Origin of the sequence: Marisediminicola sp. LYQ134 (assembly GCF_046599635.1) — a bacterium.
GTDB lineage: Bacteria > Actinomycetota > Actinomycetes > Actinomycetales > Microbacteriaceae > Marisediminicola.
The window spans coordinates 193684-215482 of the sequence record NZ_JBKIWP010000002.1 but is presented as its reverse complement, the minus strand read 5'-3'; the positions used below and the strand labels follow the sequence as shown (position 1 = coordinate 215482).

The 21799-nt window shown below is 68.5% G+C and carries 19 protein-coding genes; 10 read left to right on the top strand and 9 right to left on the bottom strand.

Annotation, left to right across the window (positions count from 1 at the left end; all coding sequences use genetic code 11):
- Positions 1–20: 20 nt before the first annotated feature.
- Entirely contained in the window at positions 21–884 is an 864-nt protein-coding gene (locus tag ACLHIH_RS09460; protein WP_411316548.1) for an ABC transporter permease, read from the bottom strand.
- Positions 881–1885, bottom strand: a complete 1005-nt coding sequence (locus ACLHIH_RS09455; RefSeq protein WP_411316547.1) for an ATP-binding cassette domain-containing protein — start codon at positions 1883–1885, stop codon at positions 881–883. The genes ACLHIH_RS09460 and ACLHIH_RS09455 overlap by 4 nt, the downstream gene beginning before the upstream one ends.
- 126 nt (positions 1886–2011) lie before the next feature.
- On the opposite strand from ACLHIH_RS09455, the gene ACLHIH_RS09450 reads away from it, so the two are divergent.
- The 3 genes from ACLHIH_RS09450 (at position 2012) to ACLHIH_RS09440 (ending at position 5505) form a co-directional block, all read left to right on the top strand.
- Positions 2012–2986 (top strand): ring-cleaving dioxygenase, encoded by a 975-nt coding sequence (locus ACLHIH_RS09450; protein ID WP_411316546.1) that lies wholly within the window; start codon positions 2012–2014, stop codon positions 2984–2986.
- Positions 2983–3612, top strand: a complete 630-nt coding sequence (locus tag ACLHIH_RS09445) for an alpha/beta hydrolase (RefSeq protein WP_411316545.1) — start codon at positions 2983–2985, stop codon at positions 3610–3612. The genes ACLHIH_RS09450 and ACLHIH_RS09445 overlap by 4 nt, the downstream gene beginning before the upstream one ends.
- Positions 3613–3990: 378 nt before the next feature.
- The gene (locus ACLHIH_RS09440; protein ID WP_411316544.1) at positions 3991–5505 is read left to right on the top strand and encodes a dihydrolipoyl dehydrogenase family protein; all 1515 of its coding nucleotides are present in this window, start codon (positions 3991–3993) and stop codon (positions 5503–5505) included.
- Between the two features lie 35 nt (positions 5506–5540).
- On the opposite strand, the gene ACLHIH_RS09435 is transcribed toward ACLHIH_RS09440, so the two are convergent.
- The 6 genes from ACLHIH_RS09435 to ACLHIH_RS09410 all read right to left on the bottom strand — a co-directional run bounded on the left by ACLHIH_RS09435 (position 5541) and on the right by ACLHIH_RS09410 (position 12163).
- Positions 5541–6467: an LLM class F420-dependent oxidoreductase gene (locus ACLHIH_RS09435; RefSeq protein WP_411316542.1), complete on the bottom strand. Its 927-nt coding sequence runs from the start codon at positions 6465–6467 to the stop codon at positions 5541–5543.
- Positions 6468–6518: 51 nt separating this feature from the next.
- Positions 6519–7100 carry a DNA alkylation repair protein gene (locus tag ACLHIH_RS09430; protein ID WP_411316541.1) on the bottom strand — a complete coding sequence of 194 codons (582 nt, stop codon included), beginning with the start codon at positions 7098–7100 and terminating at the stop codon, positions 6519–6521.
- Between the two features lie 90 nt (positions 7101–7190).
- Complete coding sequence (locus ACLHIH_RS09425) at positions 7191–8963, bottom strand: DUF5605 domain-containing protein (protein WP_411316540.1); 1773 nt, start codon at positions 8961–8963, stop codon at positions 7191–7193.
- Positions 8964–8965: 2 nt separating this feature from the next.
- Positions 8966–9868 (bottom strand): carbohydrate ABC transporter permease, encoded by a 903-nt coding sequence (locus ACLHIH_RS09420; protein ID WP_411316539.1) that lies wholly within the window; start codon positions 9866–9868, stop codon positions 8966–8968.
- Positions 9865–10830 (bottom strand): carbohydrate ABC transporter permease, encoded by a 966-nt coding sequence (locus ACLHIH_RS09415; protein WP_411316538.1) that lies wholly within the window; start codon positions 10828–10830, stop codon positions 9865–9867. The genes ACLHIH_RS09420 and ACLHIH_RS09415 overlap by 4 nt, the downstream gene beginning before the upstream one ends.
- 67 nt (positions 10831–10897) lie before the next feature.
- Positions 10898–12163, bottom strand: coding sequence for an ABC transporter substrate-binding protein (locus ACLHIH_RS09410; RefSeq protein WP_411316536.1), 1266 nt, complete (start codon positions 12161–12163; stop codon positions 10898–10900).
- 225 nt (positions 12164–12388) lie between these two features.
- On the opposite strand from ACLHIH_RS09410, the gene ACLHIH_RS09405 reads away from it, so the two are divergent.
- From ACLHIH_RS09405 to ACLHIH_RS09375, 7 genes are all read left to right on the top strand, one after another.
- Positions 12389–13423 (top strand): LacI family DNA-binding transcriptional regulator, encoded by a 1035-nt coding sequence (locus ACLHIH_RS09405; protein WP_411316535.1) that lies wholly within the window; start codon positions 12389–12391, stop codon positions 13421–13423.
- A 102-nt stretch (positions 13424–13525) separates the two neighbouring features.
- Complete coding sequence (locus tag ACLHIH_RS09400; RefSeq protein WP_411316534.1) at positions 13526–14299, top strand: SDR family NAD(P)-dependent oxidoreductase; 774 nt, start codon at positions 13526–13528, stop codon at positions 14297–14299.
- Positions 14300–14301: 2 nt separating this feature from the next.
- Positions 14302–16257, top strand: a complete 1956-nt coding sequence (locus ACLHIH_RS09395) for a hypothetical protein (protein ID WP_411316533.1) — start codon at positions 14302–14304, stop codon at positions 16255–16257.
- A gap of 158 nt (positions 16258–16415) precedes the next feature.
- On the top strand, positions 16416–17333 hold the full coding sequence (locus ACLHIH_RS09390) for an NADP-dependent oxidoreductase (protein ID WP_411316532.1): 918 nt from the start codon (positions 16416–16418) through the stop codon (positions 17331–17333).
- Positions 17334–17413: 80 nt separating this feature from the next.
- Complete coding sequence (locus tag ACLHIH_RS09385; RefSeq protein WP_411316531.1) at positions 17414–19123, top strand: circularly permuted type 2 ATP-grasp protein; 1710 nt, start codon at positions 17414–17416, stop codon at positions 19121–19123.
- Entirely contained in the window at positions 19117–20046 is a 930-nt protein-coding gene (locus ACLHIH_RS09380) for an alpha-E domain-containing protein (RefSeq protein ID WP_411316530.1), read from the top strand. The genes ACLHIH_RS09385 and ACLHIH_RS09380 overlap by 7 nt, the downstream gene beginning before the upstream one ends.
- A complete protein-coding gene (locus ACLHIH_RS09375) occupies positions 20043–20888 on the top strand; it encodes a transglutaminase family protein (protein ID WP_411316529.1) in 846 nt (281 codons plus the stop codon). Before ACLHIH_RS09380 ends, ACLHIH_RS09375 begins: the two co-directional genes overlap by 4 nt.
- A gap of 24 nt (positions 20889–20912) precedes the next feature.
- Here ACLHIH_RS09375 and ACLHIH_RS09370 read toward each other — a convergent pair whose 3' ends face one another.
- On the bottom strand, positions 20913–21797 hold the full coding sequence (locus ACLHIH_RS09370) for an energy-coupling factor transporter transmembrane component T family protein (protein ID WP_411317272.1): 885 nt from the start codon (positions 21795–21797) through the stop codon (positions 20913–20915).
- Positions 21798–21799 lie beyond the last annotated feature (2 nt).

The window sequence follows — 21799 nt, the reverse complement described above, 5'->3', positions numbered from 1 at the left end:
AGCAGCCTGAGCGCGCACCCTCAGCGCGTGCTGACCTGCCCGAACTTGCGCGTCGCGAGGGGCACGAAGATCACGAGCATCACGACGATGCCGATGAGCACGGTGAGCACGGGGTTCTGCAGGGTCCACGACGACGGTTCGGGGGTCTGCGCGGGAACGTTGCCGAAGAGCTGCCTCGCCGCCTCGACGAGAGCAGACACGGGGTTGTACTCGGCGAAGATGCGCAGCGGGGTCGGCAGGGAGTCGCTCGGCACGAAGGCGTTCGAGATGAAGGTGAGCGGAAACAGCACGAGGAACGACACGTTGTTGATGATCTCGGGGCTGCGCACGCTCATGCCGATGAACGCCATGACCCACGAGAGCGCGTAGGCGAAGAGAAGCAGGAGCACGACGGCCGCGATCGCCTCGAGAACGCTCGATCGCACGCGCCAACCGACGATGAGGCCCGTCGCGATCATGACGATCATCGAGATGCCGTTGATGAGCAGGTCTCCGTTGGTGCGGCCGACGAGAACCGCCGACGGGCTCATCGGGAGCGTGCGAAACCTGTCGATGATGCCGTCTTTGAGGTCTTGCGCCATCGCCGAGCCCGAGTAGGTGGAGCCGAACACGACGGTCTGGGCGAAGATGCCCGCCATGATGAACTCTTTGTAGTCGCTGCCGGGGATGTCGATGCTGCCCGCGTAGACGTAGCTGAACAAGAGCACGAACATGATCGGCTGCAGGGTCGTGAAGACGAGGATGTCGGGAACGCGCTTGATCTTGATGAGGTTGCGCCTCGTCGTGATCCAGCCGTCGTTGAGCCAGGTGGCGAAGGTCGCGCCGGTCTCGCTCGTCGCGCCGGCCGACCGCGCCGACGGGGTCGTCGTTTCGGTTCGAGTCATGATGCCTCCCGCCTCTCGGTCGATGTATCGGCGTCGGTCGCGTCGTCGTCGCTCGCCGAGCGCCCGGTGAGCCTGAGGAAGACGTCGTCGAGAGTGGGGCGCCGCATTCCCGCGTCGTAGAGGCGCACTCCTCGTGCCCCGAGTTCGCCGAGGATCGCTTGCAGTGCGCTCGGACCGTCGTCGACCGTGACGGTCAGGGTGCGATCGTCGTTCGACGTCGCCGGGTCGGATGTGCCGAAGCGCCGCAGCACCTCCCGGGTCGCGTCTCTGTCGTCGCTCGACACGAGGTTGAGCTCGACGCGTTGCCCACCGATGGAGGCCTTCAGCTGGTCGGACGTGCCCTCGGCGATGACGGTGCCCCCGTCGATGACCGAGATGTTGTCGGCGAGCTGATCGGCCTCTTCGAGGTATTGCGTCGTGAGCAGCACGGTCGTGCCCTCGCCGACGAGCGACGTGATGATGTCCCACATGCCGAGCCGACTGCGCGGGTCGAGTCCGGTCGTGGGTTCGTCGAGGAAGAGCACTCGGGGGCGGGTGACGAGGGCGCCCGCGAGGTCGATTCTGCGCCGCATCCCGCCGGAGAAGCCTTTGACGGGTCGGTTCTGGGCCTCGGTGAGGTCGAACAGTTCGATGAGTTCTTTCGCTCGGGCTCGCGACTGCCGCGCGCCGAGGTGGTAGAGCCTGCCGACCATGTCGAGGTTCTCGAAGCCCGTGAGGTTCTCGTCGACGGCCGCGTATTGGCCCGAGACCCCGATGATCGGTCGGATGCGGTGTCCGTCGCGCGCGACATCGATGCCGTCGATCGTCGCCGTGCCCGAGTCGGGCGTGATGAGGGTCGTGAGCACCTTGACCGTCGTGGTCTTTCCGGCACCGTTCGGGCCGAGGAGGGCCTGCACCGTGCCCTGCTTCACGGAGAGGTCGAGGCCGTCGAGGGCGCGCACGATCGGGGCGCCCTTGGGCGTGTAGGTCTTGACGAGCTGCTGAGCTTCGATGAACGCCATGGCCGGACAGTAGCGGAGGCCGGTGACATTCGGAATACCTCCGGGAATACCGTCGCGGGTGCATGCGTTTGCATGGATGTCGCTCGGAGTGCGAGCATGAGACACCACACGAAGAAGGGTCGGAGAATGACCGTCGAGACAGCCGGACTGCACCACGTCACCGCCATCGCGGGAGACCCGCAGCGCAACATCGATTTCTACATCACCGGACTGGGCCTGAGGCTCGTCAAGAAGACCGTCAACTTCGACGACCCCGGCACGTATCACCTCTACTACGGTGACGACGCGGGAACGCCGGGCTCGCTCCTCACCTTCTTCCCGTGGCGCGGCATCGCGAGCGGGCGCGTCGGAACCGGGCAGTCCACGACCACGGCATTCTCCGTGCCCGCGGGCAGCCTCGGGTGGTGGAGCGAGCACTTCGGTGCCCTCGGCGTCGACTCGCGCATCACGTCGACGACATCCGACGAGGAACGCCTCTCGCTGCGCGACCCCGACGGCCTGCAGATCGACCTCGTGGCGTCATCGGTCACCGACCCCCGCAACCCGTGGGACTCGGCATCCGTTCCGGCTCAGTACGCCGTGCGCGGGCAGCACTCCTCGGTGCTCACCGTCGCCGACCCCGCTCAGACCGTCGAGGTGCTCACCGACGACCTCGGCATGCACGTCATGAGCGAGACGCCCGACCGCATCCGCGTCGGAGCCGGCGACGGCGCGCCGGGCAACATCGTCGACGTGGTCGCCTCGCCGAACGGACCGACGGGCCTCGGCGCCGGTGGCACGGTGCACCACATCGCCTTCCGCGTGCCCGACCAGCAGACGCAGGATGCCTGGCGCCGCGAGCTCGTGGAACGCGGCTTCGCCGTGACCGCGATCCTCGACCGGCAGTACTTCACGTCGATCTACTTCCGGGAGCCCGGAGGCGTGCTCTTCGAGATCGCGACCGACACCCCCGGCTTCGACATCGACGAGCCGCTGCTCGAACTCGGGCGCGCCCTCAAGCTCCCGCCGTGGCTCGAGCCCTCGCGCGAAGCCATCGAGCACGCGGTCGCGAAGATCCACGTGCCCAAAGAGAACAACCCGGCCGTTGCGAGCGCGTCGTGAGCGCCGAAGAGACTCTCGCCGCGTGGCCGCACCTCTACCGTGAGGGCTCGACCGATCATCCCGTGCTGCTGACCCTGCACGGAACCGGCAGCGACGAGAACGACATCGCGCAGCTCGCGGGCATGCTCGACCCCCACGCGGCCGTGCTGTCGCCGCGCGGACGCGTGAGCGAAAACGGCATGAACCGCTGGTTCCGTCGGCTCTCCGAAGGTGTCTTCGATGTCGAGGATGTGGTGGAGCGCAGCGGCGAGCTCAGAGGGTTCCTCGCCGCCGCGATCGAGCACTACGGCCTCGAGGGGCGGCGCGTGATCGCGATCGGGCTGTCGAACGGCGCCAACATCGCCCTCGCGGTTGCCCTGCTGCATCCGGACACCCTCGATCGGGTCGTCGCCTTCTCGGGCATGTTTCCGCTCGACGACCGGGAGCTCACGACCGACCTCGGCTCGACCGAGATCGTGCTGCTCAACGGCACGGCCGACCCGATGGCCCCCCTCGCGAGCAACGACCGCCTCGTCGAGGTGTTGCGCGAGCGGGGAGCGGATGTCACGGTCGCGCGTCGCGGCGGAGGGCACGGTATCGCCGCCGCCGACCTCGAGGCCGCGAAGGGGTGGCTCGCCGCGCGCTGAGTTCGCGTGGTGGGTGCGCGTGGTGGCATCGGCGTCGACGCTTGCCCCGCGTCATCCGCGGGCCGTTTCGGCATCCGCCGGCCGGATATGCGCGGCGGGTGCCGATTTGCGCGGCGGATTCGTGCGGACCTGGGTTCGGACCCGGGTTCGGACCCGGGGTCGAGGAGGGCCGCCGTGGCTCGAGTCGCGGTGGGTCGCGGCGTGTGCCGCGCGGCATCCGCTGGCCCTTTCGGCAGCCGCTGGCCGAATATGCGCGGCGGGTGCCGATTTGGGTAGCGGATGCGGGCGCCGCCGCGGCGGAGGTCACGCGCGTTGTCCCGGCGACATCACACGGTGGCATGGCACAGTCGGAGTACCTTCTCGACTTTGGAGCACGACATGGCCGACACCGACCGCACTGCCGATGACCGCACCACCGACACGACGCCCGGCCCCGGAAGCCCCGGAAGCCCCGAGAGCCGCGACCGCGACTCGACCGGCGAGCCGGCGGCGGGCGACAGCTTCGACGTCATCGTGATCGGTGCCGGTCCGGCCGGCACCGCGGCGGCGCTGCGGGCGGCCGAGCTCGGAGCGAACGTCGCGGTGGTCGAGGCCGATCGCCTCGGCGGCACGTGCGTCAACACCGGATGCGTGCCCACGCGCGTGTTGGCGAAGGCGGCGCGGCTCATGCGCGAGGTGCACGCGGCGCACTCCTACGGCATCGAGGTGAGTGCTCCGACGATCGACTGGCCCACGACGGTCGCGCGGGTCGAGGAACGCGTCGACCTCGTGAGGTCCATCAAGCGCGAGGCCGAGAGGTTCGACGACGCGGGGGTGACCCTCATCCTCGAGGGGCGCGCGAAGTTCACCGGCGCGCACACCCTCGAGCTCGAGAGCGGTCGCACTCTGCGCGGCGAGTCGATCATCGTGTGTGTCGGCGGGCACTCCAAGCGGTTGCCGGTGCCCGGGAACGAGCTCGCGACGGTTCCCGAAGACGTGCTCCGTCTCGCGGAGCTGCCGAAGCGCATCGCCATCATCGGTGCGGGCAACACGGGCGCGCAGCTCGTGACCGTCTTCGACGCGTTCGGCTCCGAGGTCACCCTCCTCGATGTCGCGCCGCGCATCCTCATGGCGTCCGACGCGGCGATCTCCGAAACGGTCACCGCCTCGTTCCGCGCGCGGGGCGTGCGCGTGCACACCGGCATCGACACGGTGAGCGGGTTGTCGCGCGCATCCGACGGCTCGATCACACTCCTGTGGCGCGACGACGACGCCCCCCAGTCGAGCAGTTTCGACGTCGTCGTGATGGCGACGGGATGGCCGGCCGACGTCGACGACCTCGGCCTCGAGAGTGCCGGGGTCGAGAGGGAGCGCGCGTCCATTCCGGTCGACGAGCATTTTCGCACCGGGGTGTCGCACATCTTCGCGGTCGGCGACACGACGGGCCGCGACATGCTCGTGCAGGCCGCGCAGTTCGAGGGCGAGGCTGCTGCCGAGAACGCCGTGCTCGGGTCGAACCGCCGCACTCCCCACCACTTGTTGCCCGCGGGAGGGTTCACCGACCCCGACTACGCGGGCGTCGGTTTCACCGAGGAGCAAGCGCGCGAGCGCGACGAGCAGTGCGTGACCTCACGCATCGACTACGCCGACCTCGACCGTGCGGTGATCGACGACCGCGAGGCGGGGTTCCTGCTGCTCATCGCCGACCGGCGCCGCGAACTGATCCTCGGGGCGCACGCTGTCGGCGAGACGGCCGTGGAGGTCATCCAGTCGGTGACGACGGCGATGGCGGCGGGTGTGGATGTCGCGACTCTCGCCAAGGTCAAGTTCGCCTATCCCACCTACGCCGCCATCATCGGTATGGCCGCTCGCGCACTGCTGCAGGGTTCGGACGACCCGACCGCGCTCGACTGAGAGACCCGGGGCGCTCGCGAGCAGCGCCCCGCCCTTCAGCGCAGCTGCGGCAGCACCTCGCTCGCGATGAGCTCGATGTGGTCGAGGTCGCGCATGTCGTTGAGCTGGAAGTAGACGCGGTCGGCGCCGAGTTCGCGCAGGCGGGCCACCTTGTCGGCGACTTCGGCGGGGGAGCCCGCGAAGTTCTCGCCGCTTCCGCGGAATTCGGTCACGTCGCGGCCCGTCGCAGCAGCGCGCCGCGCGAACTCGGCGTCGTCGCGACCGACGAGCGTGGGGAGGGCGACCGAGAGCGTCAACGGTTCGGTGCGCCCGGCGCTCGCCGCGGCATCCCTCACTCCGGCGAACTTCTCGGCGACGACGGCCTCGGTCACGAAGCCGATGTTGAACTCGGTCGCGAATCTCGCGGCGATCGCGGGAGTGCGCTTGGCGCCGCCACCGCCCACGATGACGGGCACACGCGACTGCACGGGCTTGGGCAGGGCGGGCGAGTCGACGAGTGTGTAGTGCTTCCCGTCGAACGAGTAGGTCTCGCCGAGGGGTGTCGACCACAGTCCCGTGATGATCTCGAGCTGCTCCTCGAACGGTCCGAAGCGCTTCTCCGGAAACGGGATGCCGTAGGCCTCGTGCTCCTCGCGGTACCACCCGGTGCCGAGCCCGAGCTCCACTCGCCCGCCCGACATCTCGTCGACCTGGGCGACCTGGATGGCGAGGATCGACGGGTGGCGGAACGTCGCCGACGACACGAGAGTGCCGAGGCGGATCGTGGAGGTCTCGCGGGCGAGACCGGCGAGGGTCGTCCAGGCGTCGGTGGGGCCGGGGAGGCCGTCACGGTCGCCCATCTTGAGGTAGTGGTCCGAGCGGAAGAACGCGTCGAAACCGGCGCTCTCCGTGGCGCGCGCGAACGCGAGAAGCTCGGTGTAGGTGGCGCCCTGCTGGGGCTCGACGAAGGTAGCGAATTCCATGGCTCCAGTCTGCCTGGCCCACGTGCCGCCGGTCGCGCTCACCTGACGCGATCATCGCCGGCCGTCGGATGCCGCGGCGACCGCCGCACGCACCCGCCGCGCCCAGGGTTCCACGCCGCCGGTCGCGCCGCCATCCGCCCCGGCTGCGACGACGTGGTCGGCGATGAGCGACGCGGCTCGGCGCACCCACGCATCGGGTTCGTGCGCCCAGCGTTCGATCGTCGTCTCCGCTTTCGCTCGGCCACCGCCGTCGAGTGCTCGCACGAGGGGCCCCACGACGTCGCGACAGAGCGGCTCGACGAGCGCCGCGTGCCGGCCGGATCTCACGAAACCCTCGATTCTCGTGAGGTCGCCGTTGTCGAGCCCGGTCACGCGGGTCTGCAGCAGAACGACGGCGGCGAGGCGGTGCTCGAACACGATCCCGGCCCACAGTTCGGACGCGAGCGAGGCGATGTCGTCCCGGCCGAGCGGGGCGAACTTGTGGAGCGCGTCGCGCACCGTGCCGCGCACGGCCCCCACCGACGCCCCGAGCACGAGGAGCCCGCCCCCGAGTCGTTGCGCCTCTGCCTCGGCGCGGTAGGGATCGCTCTCGGCCTCGAGCCTCGAGACGATGAAGTCGGCGGCGGCACTCACCCCTCGATTCTGCCTCGGTGCTCGCGAGCAGCCGACCGCGAGGTCCGCCCCGTCAGCCCGCGGCGCGCACCCAGCTCTCGCCCGCCGGCCTCACACGGCGATGAGTCGAACGGCGATGAACTCCCGCCCGGGGAGGTCGATCCTGAATCGACCGCGGTAGGTGCCGTCGAGGCGTTCGACGGTCATGTTCCAGGTGTCGATGACGTCGATCGTGTATTCCGCGGCCGGGTCCAGGAGGAATCGGCGGTAGGTCGGGCGCCCGAAGCCGAAGTAGTAGAGGTAGTACGCCCCCTCGACACCGGCCCTCACCGCATCCCAATCGAGCGGGATGGGTTCGAGGCCCGCCGCGGGCCCCTCGGCGATGATGCCGGCGAGGAAGGCGATGCGCTCGGGACTCGATCCGTGCAGAGTCCCCCCTTTCGACCACCACAGTCGATCGTCGTGGTGCGCGTACGTCTCGCCGTGCCCGACGTAGCCTCCGCGCAGCGCCCCCTCCCAGAAGCGCCGGGTGAGTTCCTGACCGGAGATGTTGCCCCACCCCTGATCGATGTTGCCCTCGTAGACGCACTCGTCGACGACGACGGGTTTGCCCCACGCCGCGCGCCAGTCGGTGACCATCTCGGAGGTCTTGTAGAGGTCTTGTCGCTGGATGCTCGCGTGGGTTACCCAGTCGCGCGAGTAGTCGTAGAACGCGCGGCAGTTGTGGATGCTGAGGAGGTGCCCGGTCGGATCGTCCTCTCCGATGATGCCGGCGAAGCGTTCCCAATCCGACTCGCTCTTCTCGAAGAGGAGGTCGTACTCGTTGGCGAGCGACCACCAGACGTTCGCGTGGGCCGCGAGCCTGGCCACGGCGTATCGCACGTAGCGGTCGTCTGCCGCAGCGGGCATGGTCGAGAACCCCCAGCGGTCGTAGGCGTGGAACAGGATGAGGTCGGCTTGGATTCCGAGGTCGTCGAGCTCATCGATGCGCGAGTCGAGCCGAGCCCAGTATTCGACGTCGGGCCGTTCGAGATCGAACGAGCCGTCGTCGAGCCGCTCGAACGGGTAGATCTCGGGGTCGTTCTCGTTGAAGAGGTACGACTTCGGAAACAGCCCCATCCGGATCTTGGTGAACGGAGCTGCGGCGAGGGTCGCGAGAGTGGTCGCCTGCACGCTCTCGGGTTGATGAGTCCACGCGTACGACGTCGTTCCCAGGGGGACGTGTCTCGTGCCGTCGGCGTGGGCGAAGTGGAACGTGTTCGCCACCCTGACGGGCCCGTGGTCGTTCTGCAGAGCGCCGCCGACGGAGAACCGCACGACGATGCCGTCGAGGGACCTCGCGTTGCTCTCGGTCACGAGCGTGTGGTCGCCTTCGGCGAGGGGGAGGTAGCGCACGCGGTAGGTGCCGTCGCCGTCGTAGAAGCCCGGAACGCGGTGCGCGCCGTCTGGCCCCTCGACGGTGGCGTGCAGTGACACGTCGACGAAGGGGTTGCCGTGCCGGGGCCCGCTCAGCTCGAGCTCGAAGCGGCGATAGAGGGTCGTCGTCCGCGGGGTCGAGACGGCGGCAGACCCGGTCGGGACCGACTCGTCCTCGTAGTCGAGCGAGGGAGATCGTGGAGGGTTCACCTGCGAGTGGCCGGCCACTGCCGGCGCGATGCGCGCGATCTCCGAGAGGAGGGCGTCTCGAGCGGCGGGGTCGTCGTCGAACCGCGATTCGGTGTCGACCACGAGTCCGATCGGATACCCGTGGAGGGTGTGAAGCACCGAGGAGCCGACGAGTTCCGGCAGATACCGGCTGACGACCGCGTGACCCTCGGGGGTGCGCAGCACTTCGAAGAGGGGGGTCGAGCGATCGAAGACGGGCGGGGTCGCGGCGATGGTCATCATCAGCCTTTCACGGCGCCCGCGAAGGCGCCCTCGACGAAATAGCGCTGGAACATGAGGTAGACGATCAGCACGGGGAGGACGGACATGATCGTGAAGGCGTTGAGCGGACCGTAGGAGCTCGTGAACTGCGATTGGAATCCCTGGATCGCGAGCGGGATGGTCCAGGAGTCCTGGCTCTGGAGCAGCGCGAGAGCGATGGAGTACTCGTTCCAGGTGCTCACGAAGTCGAGGATGAAGAGCGCCGCGAGTGCCGGCTTCGACAGTGGCAGGATGATCTGCCAGAACAGTCGCCAGTTGCTCGCACCGTCGAGCCTCGCGCTCTCGTCGATCTCCTCGGGGATGGCGCGGAAGAAGCCGTAGAGGATGAAGGTCTGGTACGGCAACCCGAACGCGATGTAGGGCAGGATCACGCCGACGTGGGTGCTCAGAAGGTCGAGGCTCGAGATCACTTGGAAGAGCGGGGCGATCGCGACCTGGATGGGAACCATCGCGCCCATGGCGATGACACCCATGAGCAGTCGCTGGCGTTTGAAGCGCAACCGGGCGAGAGCGAACGCGGCGGCAGCCGAGATGAACAGGCCGACGGGGACCTTGATGATGGCGATGATGAGGCTGTTGCCGCCGGCGACCAGCAGGTTGCCTCGCTCGAGCGCTTCGGTGTAGTTGCCCCACTCCGGGGACCACGGTGGCACGAACGCGGGAGTCCCGAAGATGTCGGCCTCGCTCTTGAGCGACGTGAACAGCATGAACACGATCGGCACGACCCAGATCACCACGGAGACGAGGAGAGCGATCCACAGCCCGCCGAGCACGTAGTCGCGGGTCTGTCGGGGTCGGCGCCGGCGGGCTTTCGCGAGGGCGAGGGTGTCGGGTGTCGCGGGGGGAACGGTCGAGAGGCTCATGAGTTCTTCTCCTGGCGGGCCGTCCAGACCATGTACGGGACGACGATGATGAGGGTCACGATGAGCAGGACGGTCGCGATGGCGTTGCCGGGGCCGTACTCGTTGTTGAGGAAGGACTGCGAGTACGACCACAGCGCGAGCACCTGGGTCTGCTGGGCAGGCCCACCACCCGTCATGCCGACGATGAGATCGAAGACCTTGATCGAGTTGATGATGGTCAGCACGACCACGATGACGGTCGTGGGGCGGAGAGCGGGCAGCGTGACGTTGACGAGGATCTGCCAGGGCCCCGCGCCGTCGAGTTTCGCCGCCTCGTCGTGTTCGGGTGACACGGACTGGAGTCCGGCGAGGAAGAGCACCATGTTGGTGCCCGCGATCTGCCAGACGAACGCCGCGAAGATCGAGTAGAGCGCGAGGTTCTGATCGCCGAGCCACTGGATCTCGGCGAGCCACGGAAGTCCGAAGACCTCGGCGAGGCTCGCTCCGACGCCGTAGTTCGGGTTGTACATCCAGCGCCACATGTTGGCGATCGCAATGGGGGCGAGCACGCCGGGGATGTAGAAGAGCGAGCGGAACGCGTTGCGGCCGAACAGCGGTCGGTTGAGGGCGAGAGCCATCACGAGGCCGAGGCCCACGGGGATGATGAGCGAGAGTACGACCCAGATGATCGAGTTGCTCAGTGCCGTGTAGAAGACCGGGTCCCTCGTGAAGATGCGGACGTAGTTCTGCAGGCCGACGAACTCCTGCGGCGCACCCTGAAAACCCGACCACTCGAAGAAGCTGAGGCGGACGGACTCGATCATCGGGCCGACGACGAAGACGACGTAGGCCGCGAGGGCGGGAGCGAGGAACGGCAGTGCGGCGATGAAGCCGCTGCGCCCGATGCGGCGCGCTCGCGTCGCGGTCGCTCCCGGACGCGGGGTCGGGGTTTCTGTGCGGCGCGAGCGTGTGGCGGTCGTCATGATGACCTCTTTCGAGAGGGTTGGGGGGAGCGTGCGGGGCGACCATCGACGCCCCGCACGCTCGGTCTCACTGCTGGTCGATGAACTGCTGGAACTGCGCGCCCGCGTCGGCAGGGTCCAGTTCGCCCGTGGCGACGAGGTTCTGGATGCGCCAGTACTCCGTCGTCTGAGACAGGGTCAGGTTCTGGTCGTTGTTCATGTAGACCCCGGTCGCGTCGGCGAAGATCGGACCCCAGGCCTGATCGAGCTCGCTCAAGTCGCCCTCCGGGGTGACGTCGACGTTGACGGACTGGCTGCCGAACGCCTCGATGATGGTCGCTTGGGCGTCTTCAGACGTGAGGTAGTCGAGGAAGCGGGCCGCGGCATCCGCATTCTCGCTGTTGGCCGAGATGTAGTTGTTCTCGTTGAAGCCGTAGAGGCGCCCGGTTCCGGTGGGGAAGGGGAACAGTCCTACGGTGTCTTCGTCCATCCCGGCGTCGCGGATGACCTGGTTGAACCAGTCGCCCTCGAGAGCCATCGCGGCCTCTCCTGAGAAGAAGAGCGCACTCGCCTCGTCGTTGTTGATCGACGCGAATCCCGGGTTGACGTAGTCCTCGCTCCAGGTTGCGAACTCGGTGAAGGTGTCGGTGACGCACTGCTCGTCTGCCCAACTCGCTTCGGTCGTGACGAGCGCCTGATATCCGTCGGCGCCGCACTCGGTCTCGAGCAGGCTGTCGAGCAGTCGCATGAGGTGCCAGTTCACCGTTCCCCCGAACTGGATGGGGGTGATGCCGGCGTCGGAGAGGGCGGCCGCGGCGTCGACGAGTTCGTCGTACGTCGTGGGGGCCTCGTCGATTCCCGCTTCGGCGAAGAGCTCCTTGTTGTAGAACACCGCTTCGCCGCGCTGCGTGTACGGAACGCCGTCGTATCCGCCGTACTGGGTCACGGTCTCCATCGCCGCGTCGCTGAAGCGATCTTCCCAGCCGTATTCGGCGTAGTACTCCTCGAGATTCATGCTCGCCCCCGCGTCGATGAATTCGCCGCCGAGTCCGGGGCCGGCCCAGGAGAAGAAGATGTCGGGGGCGCCCGAGGTGCCGAGCGTCGTGCGCAACGAATCCTTGTGGGCGTCGGTCGCGCGCTCCTCGACATCGACGGTGATGTCGGGGTTCGCTTCTTCGAAGTCGGCGATGACCGTGTCGAGGGCCGCGCTCGCGCTCTCGGCCGTCTCGGTCAGCTTGAACCACGTGATGGTCGTCGAGCCGTCGCCGGAGTCGCCTGAACTCGAACACGCCCCGAGGGTCGCAACGAGTGCGGCGCCGGTGAGCATCGCGAGGGGTATCGATCGTGCACGCATCTTTGCGTCCTTTCGGTGGGACGCCTCAGAGGTGGACGTCATCGTCGGTGCTGGGTGTCGACGATCGAGAGGAGCCGGAGGGCTGTCGATCGGTCGATTGCGAGTACGTTATCGATAACACATTTGGAGGTCAATAGGTCAACCGGTTTTTTTCGCGTCGAGTTTTCCGGGCCTCCATCGGAGCGTTCGGGCCCGCTCAAGTACGCTCGCCGTGGAGGTCACACCATGTCGGAGGCTCACGAACGACCCGCGCGCTCGTGGCCGACGATGGCCGACGTCGGCGCCGAAGCGGGTGTCTCCGCTCAAACCGTCTCGCGGTACTTCACCGGTGGCTACGTCGGCAACGCCACGAGAGGTCGCATCGAAGAGGCGATCGAGTCTCTCGGCTACCGGCACAACCGCATCGCGCGGAGTATGCGCGCGCAGCGGTCGCACACCGTGGGCGTTCTCGCCATGGGGCCGTTCAATTTCGGCAACACGTCGATCATGACCGGCTTGAGCAGGGTGGCGAAAGAAGCGGGACTGTCGACGATCATCGCGCAACTGGATGTCGACGTGGAGTCGGTCGACGGACGACTCGACGTCGAGCGGGCTCTCGACAACTTCGTCTCGTTCCGCGTCGACGGCATCATCGTCGCGACGCCGTTCATCGGCATCGTCAAGCATCTCGAACGTGCGGCGAAGGCGGTTCCCGCCATCTCGCTCTCCCGTTCCGCCGAGACGGCGGGGTTCGCGACCATCGATTCGTATGCCGCCGCCGCGGGAGCCACGCGTCATCTCGTGGAGCAGGGGCATCGACGCATCATCCATCTCGTCGGACCTCTGCGGTATCACGAGGCTGTCGAGCGTCTGCACGGTTTCGACGACGTCATGGCCGCGGCGGCGCTTCCCGCGCCCGCGCGGTACGACTGCGCCGACTGGACGGCCGCCTCGGGCGCCGACGCCGCCCGCCGGGTGGAGATCGACTCGTTCGACGCGGTCGTCGCCGCCAACGATGAGCTCGCGCTCGGGTTCCTGCGAGTGATGGCCGATCGCGGCCGAGTGGCGCCGACCGACTTCTCCATCGTGGGCATCGACGACATGCCCGAAGCGGAGTACTTCTGGCCCCGCCTCACGACGATGCGGATGGAGTTCGAGACCCTCGGCGAAACCGCCCTCGAGCTGCTCGTGCGCCGGCTCGAGACGGGTGAAGCGCAAGAGGGCCGCATCCTCACGCCCTCCCTCGTCGTGAGGGATTCGACTCGCCCCGCGCGAGGCTGAGGTCTCCCGGGGCTTGGCGCACGGTGATCTCCCCACTAGTGTCTGATTGGTCAACCGGTTCATAGCTGGCGGGCACGGACACGACACTCGACGAGGAGCCCCATGTCAGAACGTCTCGAGGGAAAGACAGCGCTCGTCACGGGCGCGGCCGCAGGGATCGGTCGCGGTATCGCGGCGCGGCTCGCCTCCGAAGGGGCGCGCGTGATCCTCGCCGATCGTGACGAAGCAGGCGCGGTCGCTGCGGCACACGAGATCGTCTCCGCGGGCGCAATCGTTGCGGCCCGCGGGATGCTCATGGACATCTCCGACGAGGCGAGCGTCACCGCGGCGTTCACGTCGCTCGTCGACGACGGTTGGGTTCCCGACGTCGTCGTGGCGAACGCGGGCGTGCAACTGTTCGGCCGCGACGCGAAGGTGGCCGATCTCGACCTCGACTCCTGGCAGCGCACGATCGACGTCAACCTCACCGGCACATTCCTGACACTCAAACACGCGGTGCGAGCGATGCTGCCGAACGGTGGCGGCTCGATCATCCTCACGGGGAGTCCGACGGGAATCCGCGGCGAGGGGGCGGAGTTCACGGCCTACAGCACGTCGAAGGCGGCGATACACGGGCTCGGTCGCACTGTCGCCGCCGCCTACGTGAAAGACGGCATCCGCGTGAACACGGTCGTGCCGGCCTACACGGAGACACCCCTCGTGAGCGCCATCACGTCCGACCCCGAATCGCGCGCCGCGATCATCTCGCGCATCCCCATGGGGCGAGCCGGATCACCGGGCGACATCGAGGGCATCGTGGTCTTCTTCGCGAGCGACGAGAGCGCGTTCGCGACCGGAACCCTCGTCGCCGTCGACGGCGGCATGACCACTCTCTGACCGTGACGCCTCTCGGGAAACCTCCGGTGCCCGGCTCGCCCGATACCGACGTCGAGGCCGACGTCGATGCGGATACCGACGCGGATACCGACGCCGCCGTGACCGCCGCGTGGCGGGTCGCCGAACGACGGTGGGCATCGGCGGAGCCCCGCCCGGAGACCCTGAGGCTCGGCGACTGGACGATCGAGACGAGGGGAGACGAGTTCGCAGACATCCGGTTCGCCGGGAGGACGGTGCTGCGCTCGATCCGGGCCGTCGCGCGCGATCGAGACTGGAACACGGTCGCGACCTCGGTGACCGCGACGTCTGCTCGGACTGACGGCCTCGACCTCGACGTGCGGATGAGCGGCCACGGACTCGAGCTCACGGGACGGCTCGCCGTCACCGGCGCACGAACGGACACGCTCGAGCAGACCCTGACCGTGGCCCTGTCTCTCGAGGCGCAGGCCGAGTTCGAGCGCAATCGGATCGGGCTCGTCGTGCTGCACCCGCCGACGGTCGCGGGCACCGAGCTCGTCGTCACGACACCGTCGACGACCTCCGTCTCGAGCTTTCCGGATCGCATCAGCCCGCACCAGCCGGCGGTCGACATCGTCGGGCTCGGCTGGCACACCGGGGGCCTCGAGTGCTCGCTGCGGTTCGACGGCGAGATCTTCGAGATGGAAGACCAGAGGAACTGGACGGATGCCTCGTTCAAGACCTACGGAACACCCCTCGCCGAGCCCTTCCCGGTGACCGTCTCCCGGGGCGAGGTCATCGCGCAGACCGTCACTCTGACCGCGCGCATCACCGCGGTGGACGGCATCCAGCAGGATGCCGCACCGCATCGGCATGAGGAGCGAGGCGCTCACGCCGTCGACATCGCTGAGGCTGCTCGACGCGTGCCCCACCTCGTTCTCGGAGCGACGACGGGCCCGCCGATCGTGCGACGTGACTCGCCTGCGGTTGCGCATGCGCCCGTGATTCCCGCCTCCGCTGTGCTCGTCGAGCTCGATGTCGCGACCCCGTGGCGCGAGGCGCTCGTGGCCGCGTCTCGCGAGGCCGGAGCGCTCCCGCTCGATGTGCGCATCGTCGGCGTGCGTGACACCCACACCCTCGCGCGGATACTCGATGACGTCGTGGCCGTGCTCTCGCTCGAGCGGGTCGTGCGCATCGGGGCCTTCGCCGAACACGGGCATGTCGCCGACGCCGAGATCGTGTCGGCGCTCGCCGCTCATCTGCGCGAGAGGTCGTGGCGCCCCGACATCGTCGGGGGCACCCGCGGCCATTTCACGGAGCTCAACAGGTCGGCGGGCGTCGTCGAGGGCGTCGAGGCGGTGTCGTTCAGCATCACACCGCAGATGCACGCGGTCGAGCGGGCGCAGCTCGTCGAGTCCATCGCCGTGCAGCGCGAGGTCGTCGAGAACGCCACGCGCATCGCCGTGGGGCTCCCGGTGCACGTGGGTCCGATCACGCTCCGCCCGCGGTTCAACGCCGTTGCGACGTCGGCGCCGGACACGACCGGCCCCGGCTCGGAAGAATACGGCTCGGAAAAACACGGCGCAGAAGACAACGGCGCCGCGGGCTACGGCGCGGCGTTGCTGCCCGAGGCCACGGATCCTCGGCAGGCGTCTCCGGCCCTCGCGGCATGGGTGGTCGCGAGTGCCGCCGCGCTCGCCCGCCCGGGAGTCGCGTCTCTCGCCTACTTCGAGATCGACGGCCCTCGCGGCATCCGCGGGGTGCCGGTCGAGCGCGCCGTCGCCGCGCTGCACGAGATCGCCGGACTGCCTCTCCTCGAGGCTGTCGCGGCGCCTCTGGAGGTGTGGGCGCTCGGGGCCGTCGTCGACGACCGCCGCGTCCTGATGCTCGCGAACCTCCGCTCGACGCCCGTGACGATCACCGTGGGGGGCGAGGCAGGCAACGGACAGCGGGTGACCGTCGCGTCGCTCGACTTCGAACGACTCGAGTGGACGGTCTGACCAGAGCTGCCGCGGTCTGTGGGGCGATTCCGAGGGCTTCCCCGCAGAATGAGGGCATGCGATCGGCGAGTTTCGCACAGCCCGACGGCCCGACAGCCAGACAGCCAGACGGCCAGGCGGCCCGCGGCAGGCCGACCCCACGGTGTGAAGGAGTTCAGATGTCCAGATTCGTGCAATACGCGGTCAACGGTGGCCCCGAGGTGTTGGAGCTCGTCGACGTCCCCGAGCCGCATGCGGGCCCCGGTGAGGTGCGCGTCGCCGTGCGTGCGGCGGGTCTCAATCCCGTCGACGGCAAGATCCGCGCGGGGCTGTTGCCGTGGGGGCCGCCGCTCCCCGGCGGCACGGGCAACGACTTCGCGGGAACGGTCGACGAGGTCGGCGCGGGCGTCACCGAGTGGGCTGTCGGCGATGACGTGCTCGGCGGCGCCCGGCACCGGGCTCTCGCCGACGTCGTCGTGATCGCCGCAAACGCGATCGCGCGCAAACCCGTCGAGCTCTCGTTCGAGGAGGCCGGTTCCCTCGACATCGCGGGCCGCACGGCGTGGAAGAGCGTCGCGTCTCTCGGTCTCACCCCGGCCGACACCGTGCTCGTGAGTGCGGCCGCCGGCGGGGTCGGTGTCATCGCCGCGCAGCTCGTGCGCGCGACGGGGGCGACCGTCATCGGCACGGCGGGCGAGTCGAACCACGACTTCCTGCGGGGGCTCGGCGTCATCCCCGTGCTCTACGGGGAGGAGCAGGTCGAGCGCATCCGTGCCGCCGCTCCCGGGGGGCTCACGGCCGTGCTCGACAACAGCGGCGACGAGACGGTCGAGGCGGCGATCGCGCTCGGGGTTCCGGCCGGCCGGATCAACAGCATCGCGAGCCACTCCGCCGCGCAGACCTACGGTGTCGGCACGGTGGGTGGGGGCTCGGGCGGGGCCGCCGACATCGAGGTGCTCGCCGCCGTCGCACACGCCGTCGCCGACGGAACCGTGCGCATCCCCATCGAAGCCCGCTTCGACCTCGAGCACGCCGCCGAGGCTTATCGTCGCCTCGAAACGGGGCACCTGCGCGGAAAAATCGTCGTCGTTCCGTAGAGCGCGAGCGAGAGCGGATGCCGCCCCCGCGGCGTTTCGCGGAAACACCGCCGCAACATCCGCCCGAATAGAGTGGCCGAATGGGAGACCTTTTCGACGGCTACACGGATGTTGCCGCACGCACCCGTCCTCGCGCGGGGGCGGCACCGTTCGACGAGATGTTCGCGACGCCGAGCTCGACGCGGGCCCCGTATCGCGAGATCCATGCGGCTCTGAGCCAGATGACTCAAGACGAGCTGCGGGGTCGCACCGACGCCCTCGCGAGCTCGTATCTCGCCCAGGGGGTCACGTTCGACTTCGCGGGCGAGGAGAGGCCGTTCCCCCTCGACGCCGTTCCGCGCGTGATCGACCAGGCCGAGTGGTTGGATGTCGAGGCGGGCGTGAAGCAACGCGTGCGGGCGCTCGAGGCTTTTCTCGCCGACATCTACGGGCCGCAGAACGCCGTGCGCGACGGCGTCATCCCGGCGGCGCTCATCAGTTCGTCGAGCCACTTCCACCGGCAGGCCGCGGGCATCGACCCCGCGAACGGCGTGCGCATCCACGTCTCGGGGATCGACCTCATCCGTGACGAGACCGGCGGATGGCGCGTGCTCGAAGACAACGTGCGCGTGCCCTCGGGCGTGAGCTACGTCATCTCCAATCGTCGCGTCATGGCGCAGACCCTCCCCGAGCTCTTCGTGAGCATGCGCGTGAGGCCCGTCGGCGATTACCCGCACAAGCTCCTGCACGCGCTGCGGGCGAGCGCGCCTCCCGGCATCGACGACCCGACGATCGTCGTGCTCACGCCCGGCGTCTACAACTCGGCGTACTTCGAGCACACGCTGCTCGCCCGCCTCATGGGGGTCGAGCTCGTCGAGGGCCGCGACCTGTTCTGCTCCGGTGGCCGGGTGTGGATGCGCACGACCTCGGGCCCGACCCGCGTCGACGTGATCTACCGCAGGGTCGACGACGAGTTCCTCGATCCTCTGCAGTTCCGCGCGGACTCGATGCTCGGCTCGCCCGGACTCATGCTCGCCGCGAGGCTCGGCAACGTCACGATCGCGAACGCGGTCGGCAACGGCGTCGCCGACGACAAGCTCGTCTACACCTACCTGCCCGACCTCATCGAGTACTACCTGTCGGAGAAGGCGATCCTTCCGAACGTCGACACGTGGAGGCTCGAAGACCCGGGGGCCCTCGAGGAGGTGCTCGATCGACTCGACGAACTCGTGGTCAAGCCCGTCGACGGCTCGGGCGGCAAAGGTCTCGTCGTCGGCCCCGACGCGTCGAAGGGCGAACTCGAGGCTCTGCGCTCGCGCTTGCTCGCCGACCCGCGCGGCTGGATCGCGCAGCCCGTCGTGCAGCTCTCGACGATCCCCACCCTCGTCGACGACGGTCTCCGCCCGCGTCACGCCGACTTGCGCCCCTTCGCCGTCAACGACGGAACGGATGTCTGGGTGCTCCCCGGCGGCCTCACCCGTGTTGCGCTTCCCGAGGGTCAACTCGTCGTCAACAGCAGCCAGGGTGGCGGTTCGAAAGACACCTGGGTGGTCGGGACGACGCCGCTGCAGGTGTCGAGGCACAGCATCCAGGGTCTTGTCGCCGACCAGGCCGCACCGACCGAGTCGATCACGGTCATCACACCCGAGATGCTCGCCGAGGCCGAGGGTCGCGCCCCCGACCAGCACGCCCACGATCACCCGCAAGACCACGGGCAGCAGGAGCAGCAGCAGCAGGGCCGCGACGCCGTTCCGACACGCTCGACGACCGATACCGATACCGATACCGAGACGGAGGCGCCCGCATGCTGAGCCGTATCGCCGAGTCGCTCTTCTGGATCGGCCGCTACATCGAGCGCAGCGACGGCACGGCGCGCATCCTCGACGTGCACCTGCAGTTGCTGCTCGAAGACCCGTGGATCGAGGAGGACATCGCGTGCCGCTCGCTCTTGAGCGTCATGGGAAGCGCCATCCCCGAAGACCGCGAGCTCAGTCGCAGCGACGTGCTCGACATCCTCGCGGTCGACCGTGCCGAGCCCGCCTCGATCGCCTACTCCCTCGGCGCCGCGCGCGAGAACGCCCGCCGGGCTCGCGAGATCGTGTCGAGCGAGCTGTGGGAGTGCCTCAACACCACGAGGGCACGCATGCCGCGCAAGGTCGCGGGCGACAAGGTGCACGAGTTCTTCGGCTGGGTGCGCGAGCGATCCGCGCTCGCCGTGGGCATCATCGAGTCGGCGACGAGCCGCGACGAGGCGTGGCAGTTCTTCACCCTCGGGCGCAGCATCGAGCGTGCCGACATGACCGCGCGCTTGCTTTCGACGAGGTCGCTCACCGAGGCGAGTGGGCCGTCGTGGACGACCATCCTGAGGTCGTGCGGGGCATACGAGCCCTACCTCCGCACCTACCGCGGCATGCCGAGCGCGCGCAACGCCGCCGAGTTCCTCCTGCTCGACAGGCTGTTTCCGCGCTCCATCCTCTTCTCGGTGCGCCGCGCGGAGATGTGCATGCGCGACATCGAGCCACGCACCGACCGTGTCGGCACCTCCGATCACGCCCTCCGCCGGCTCGGCCAGATCCGCAGCGACCTCGAGTTCCGGCCGATCGCCGACATCCTCGACGACCTCCCGACCCACATGGACAACGTGCAGCTCGCCACGAGCGCCGCGTCCGAAGCGATCCGTGAACGCTACTTTCCGAAGAACGCCGAACCGAGTTGGGTGAGTGAGAACTCGTGAAGCGCCTGCGCATCAAACACAAGACCGGATTCCACTATCAGGGAGAGGTGACCGCGTCGTACAACGAGGCGCGGATGCTCCCGGTCAGCTCCGAAGGCCAACTCGTGATGTATTCGGGGCTCGAGATCTCCCCCATGTCGGCGCAGAACGCCTACGTCGACTACTGGGGGAGCCGGGTGTCGTCGTTCGAGATCCTCACGCCCCACCGCGAGCTCGCCCTCACCGCCACGAGTCTCGTGGAGGTGCGCGATCGCGAGCATCCCCACGAGGTCATCGCGTGGGACGACCTCACGGAGCTCGCCGACCGCGCGACGGAGTTCGTGGAGCAGCGCGGGCAGACGCGACGCACCGCTCCGCCCGCCGACGTCGTCGAGCTCGCGCGGAGCATCGCCGACAGCTGTGTGAGCCCGTGCGAGGCCGCGATGCAGATCTGCGTCGCGATCGGCAAGAGCGTCGAGTACATGACCGGGGTGACCGGCGTGCACACCACTGCGGCCGAGGCGTGGGAGCACCGCAAGGGTGTCTGCCAAGACATCGCCCACCTCGCGATCGGGGCTCTGCGGTCGGTCGGCATCCCCGCGCGCTACGTGTCGGGCTACCTGCATCCGAAACCCGACGCGGCGATCGGGGAGACCGTCACGGGCGAGTCGCACGCGTGGGTCGAGTGGTTCTGCGGCAGCTGGCGCGGGTTCGACCCCACCAACCTCATCGACATCGGCGACCGCCACGTGCTCGTGGGGCGGGGGCGCGACTACAACGACGTTCCGCCGTTGCGCGGCGTCTACGCCGGCCCGTTCAAGTCCGAGCTCTTCGTCACGGTCGAGATCACGCGCGAGTCGTAGGCCGGTGCCGCGCTCGCCGCGTGCTCAGCCTCCGGTGGCGCGGACGTAGAAGGGCAACGCGCCCCCGATCAGGTATGCCCCGACGATGATGCCGACGCTCACGACGAGCAGTGCGACATCCCGCCCCCGCACTCGCAAGTACGACAGTCGGATGCGCTGGCCGTCGGGGTGCTCCATCGCGTAGGTGAACCCTCGGGTCTCGAGCGCTTCGACGGTCGTGCGGGTGCGCTTGGCCGTGTTGAGCATGAGCGGGTAGAACGCCGCGACGGTCACCCGGCACAGCCTCACGACGTAGCGCCAGCCGAGGAAGCCGGGGGAGCGCACGGGGGCCGACCGCACGCGGTGGCCGTCGACGATGGTGTGGAACTCGTCGACGAGGATGGGGAGCATGCGGTAGCCGTAGCTGACGCCGAAGCTCAGAAGCGCCGGAGCGCGAAAGCTCAGGAGGGCGTCGGAGAGCTTCTCGGGGTCGAGGGAGACGAACGCCGCCATGCTCGCCATGCTGAGCGTGCCGAGTTTGAGGGTGAGCTCGAGGAGTGAGAGCACGGTCGTGAGGTCACCGCCGAAGAACCACGAGGCCGCGAAGACGTAGAACCCTTCGCCGATGAGACCGATCACGAAGAGCCCGAGCACGAGGGGACCGACCCGGCTCGCGAACACCGAGATCGCCGTCACGACGAAGAGGATCGCGAGCACGGTGAGGTTGTGCGTGAACCACGGGCTCAACCCCATGAGGAGGTACCAGACGACGACGACGCGCGGATCCATGATCGACAGGAGTCCACCGCGCGTCGCATACGCGGTGCGGAGGAGCTCGAGCTTGACCCACTCGACCGAGAGGGTGTCGCGCTCGCGCCGGTTCTTCGTCGCGCGGGGTGCGCGAGCCTCGAGCGGGGGAGTTGCCGTCATCG

Bases quoted from the DNA above. Each gene is read 5' to 3' on its own strand.
- ACLHIH_RS09460 (WP_411316548.1), bottom strand. From the start codon at position 884: ATGACTCGAACCGAAACGACGACCCCGTCGGCGCGGTCGGCCGGCGCG.
- ACLHIH_RS09455 (WP_411316547.1), bottom strand. From the start codon at position 1,885: ATGGCGTTCATCGAAGCTCAGCAGCTCGTCAAGACCTACACGCCCAAG.
- ACLHIH_RS09450 (WP_411316546.1), top strand. From the start codon at position 2,012: ATGACCGTCGAGACAGCCGGACTGCACCACGTCACCGCCATCGCGGGA.
- ACLHIH_RS09440 (WP_411316544.1), top strand. From the start codon at position 3,991: ATGGCCGACACCGACCGCACTGCCGATGACCGCACCACCGACACGACG.
- ACLHIH_RS09435 (WP_411316542.1), bottom strand. From the start codon at position 6,467: ATGGAATTCGCTACCTTCGTCGAGCCCCAGCAGGGCGCCACCTACACC.
- ACLHIH_RS09425 (WP_411316540.1), bottom strand. From the start codon at position 8,963: ATGACCATCGCCGCGACCCCGCCCGTCTTCGATCGCTCGACCCCCCTC.
- ACLHIH_RS09420 (WP_411316539.1), bottom strand. From the start codon at position 9,868: ATGAGCCTCTCGACCGTTCCCCCCGCGACACCCGACACCCTCGCCCTC.
- ACLHIH_RS09415 (WP_411316538.1), bottom strand. From the start codon at position 10,830: ATGACGACCGCCACACGCTCGCGCCGCACAGAAACCCCGACCCCGCGT.
- ACLHIH_RS09410 (WP_411316536.1), bottom strand. From the start codon at position 12,163: ATGCGTGCACGATCGATACCCCTCGCGATGCTCACCGGCGCCGCACTC.
- ACLHIH_RS09405 (WP_411316535.1), top strand. From the start codon at position 12,389: ATGTCGGAGGCTCACGAACGACCCGCGCGCTCGTGGCCGACGATGGCC.
- ACLHIH_RS09400 (WP_411316534.1), top strand. From the start codon at position 13,526: ATGTCAGAACGTCTCGAGGGAAAGACAGCGCTCGTCACGGGCGCGGCC.
- ACLHIH_RS09390 (WP_411316532.1), top strand. From the start codon at position 16,416: ATGTCCAGATTCGTGCAATACGCGGTCAACGGTGGCCCCGAGGTGTTG.
- ACLHIH_RS09385 (WP_411316531.1), top strand. From the start codon at position 17,414: ATGGGAGACCTTTTCGACGGCTACACGGATGTTGCCGCACGCACCCGT.
- ACLHIH_RS09380 (WP_411316530.1), top strand. From the start codon at position 19,117: ATGCTGAGCCGTATCGCCGAGTCGCTCTTCTGGATCGGCCGCTACATC.
- ACLHIH_RS09370 (WP_411317272.1), bottom strand. From the start codon at position 21,797: ATGACGGCAACTCCCCCGCTCGAGGCTCGCGCACCCCGCGCGACGAAG.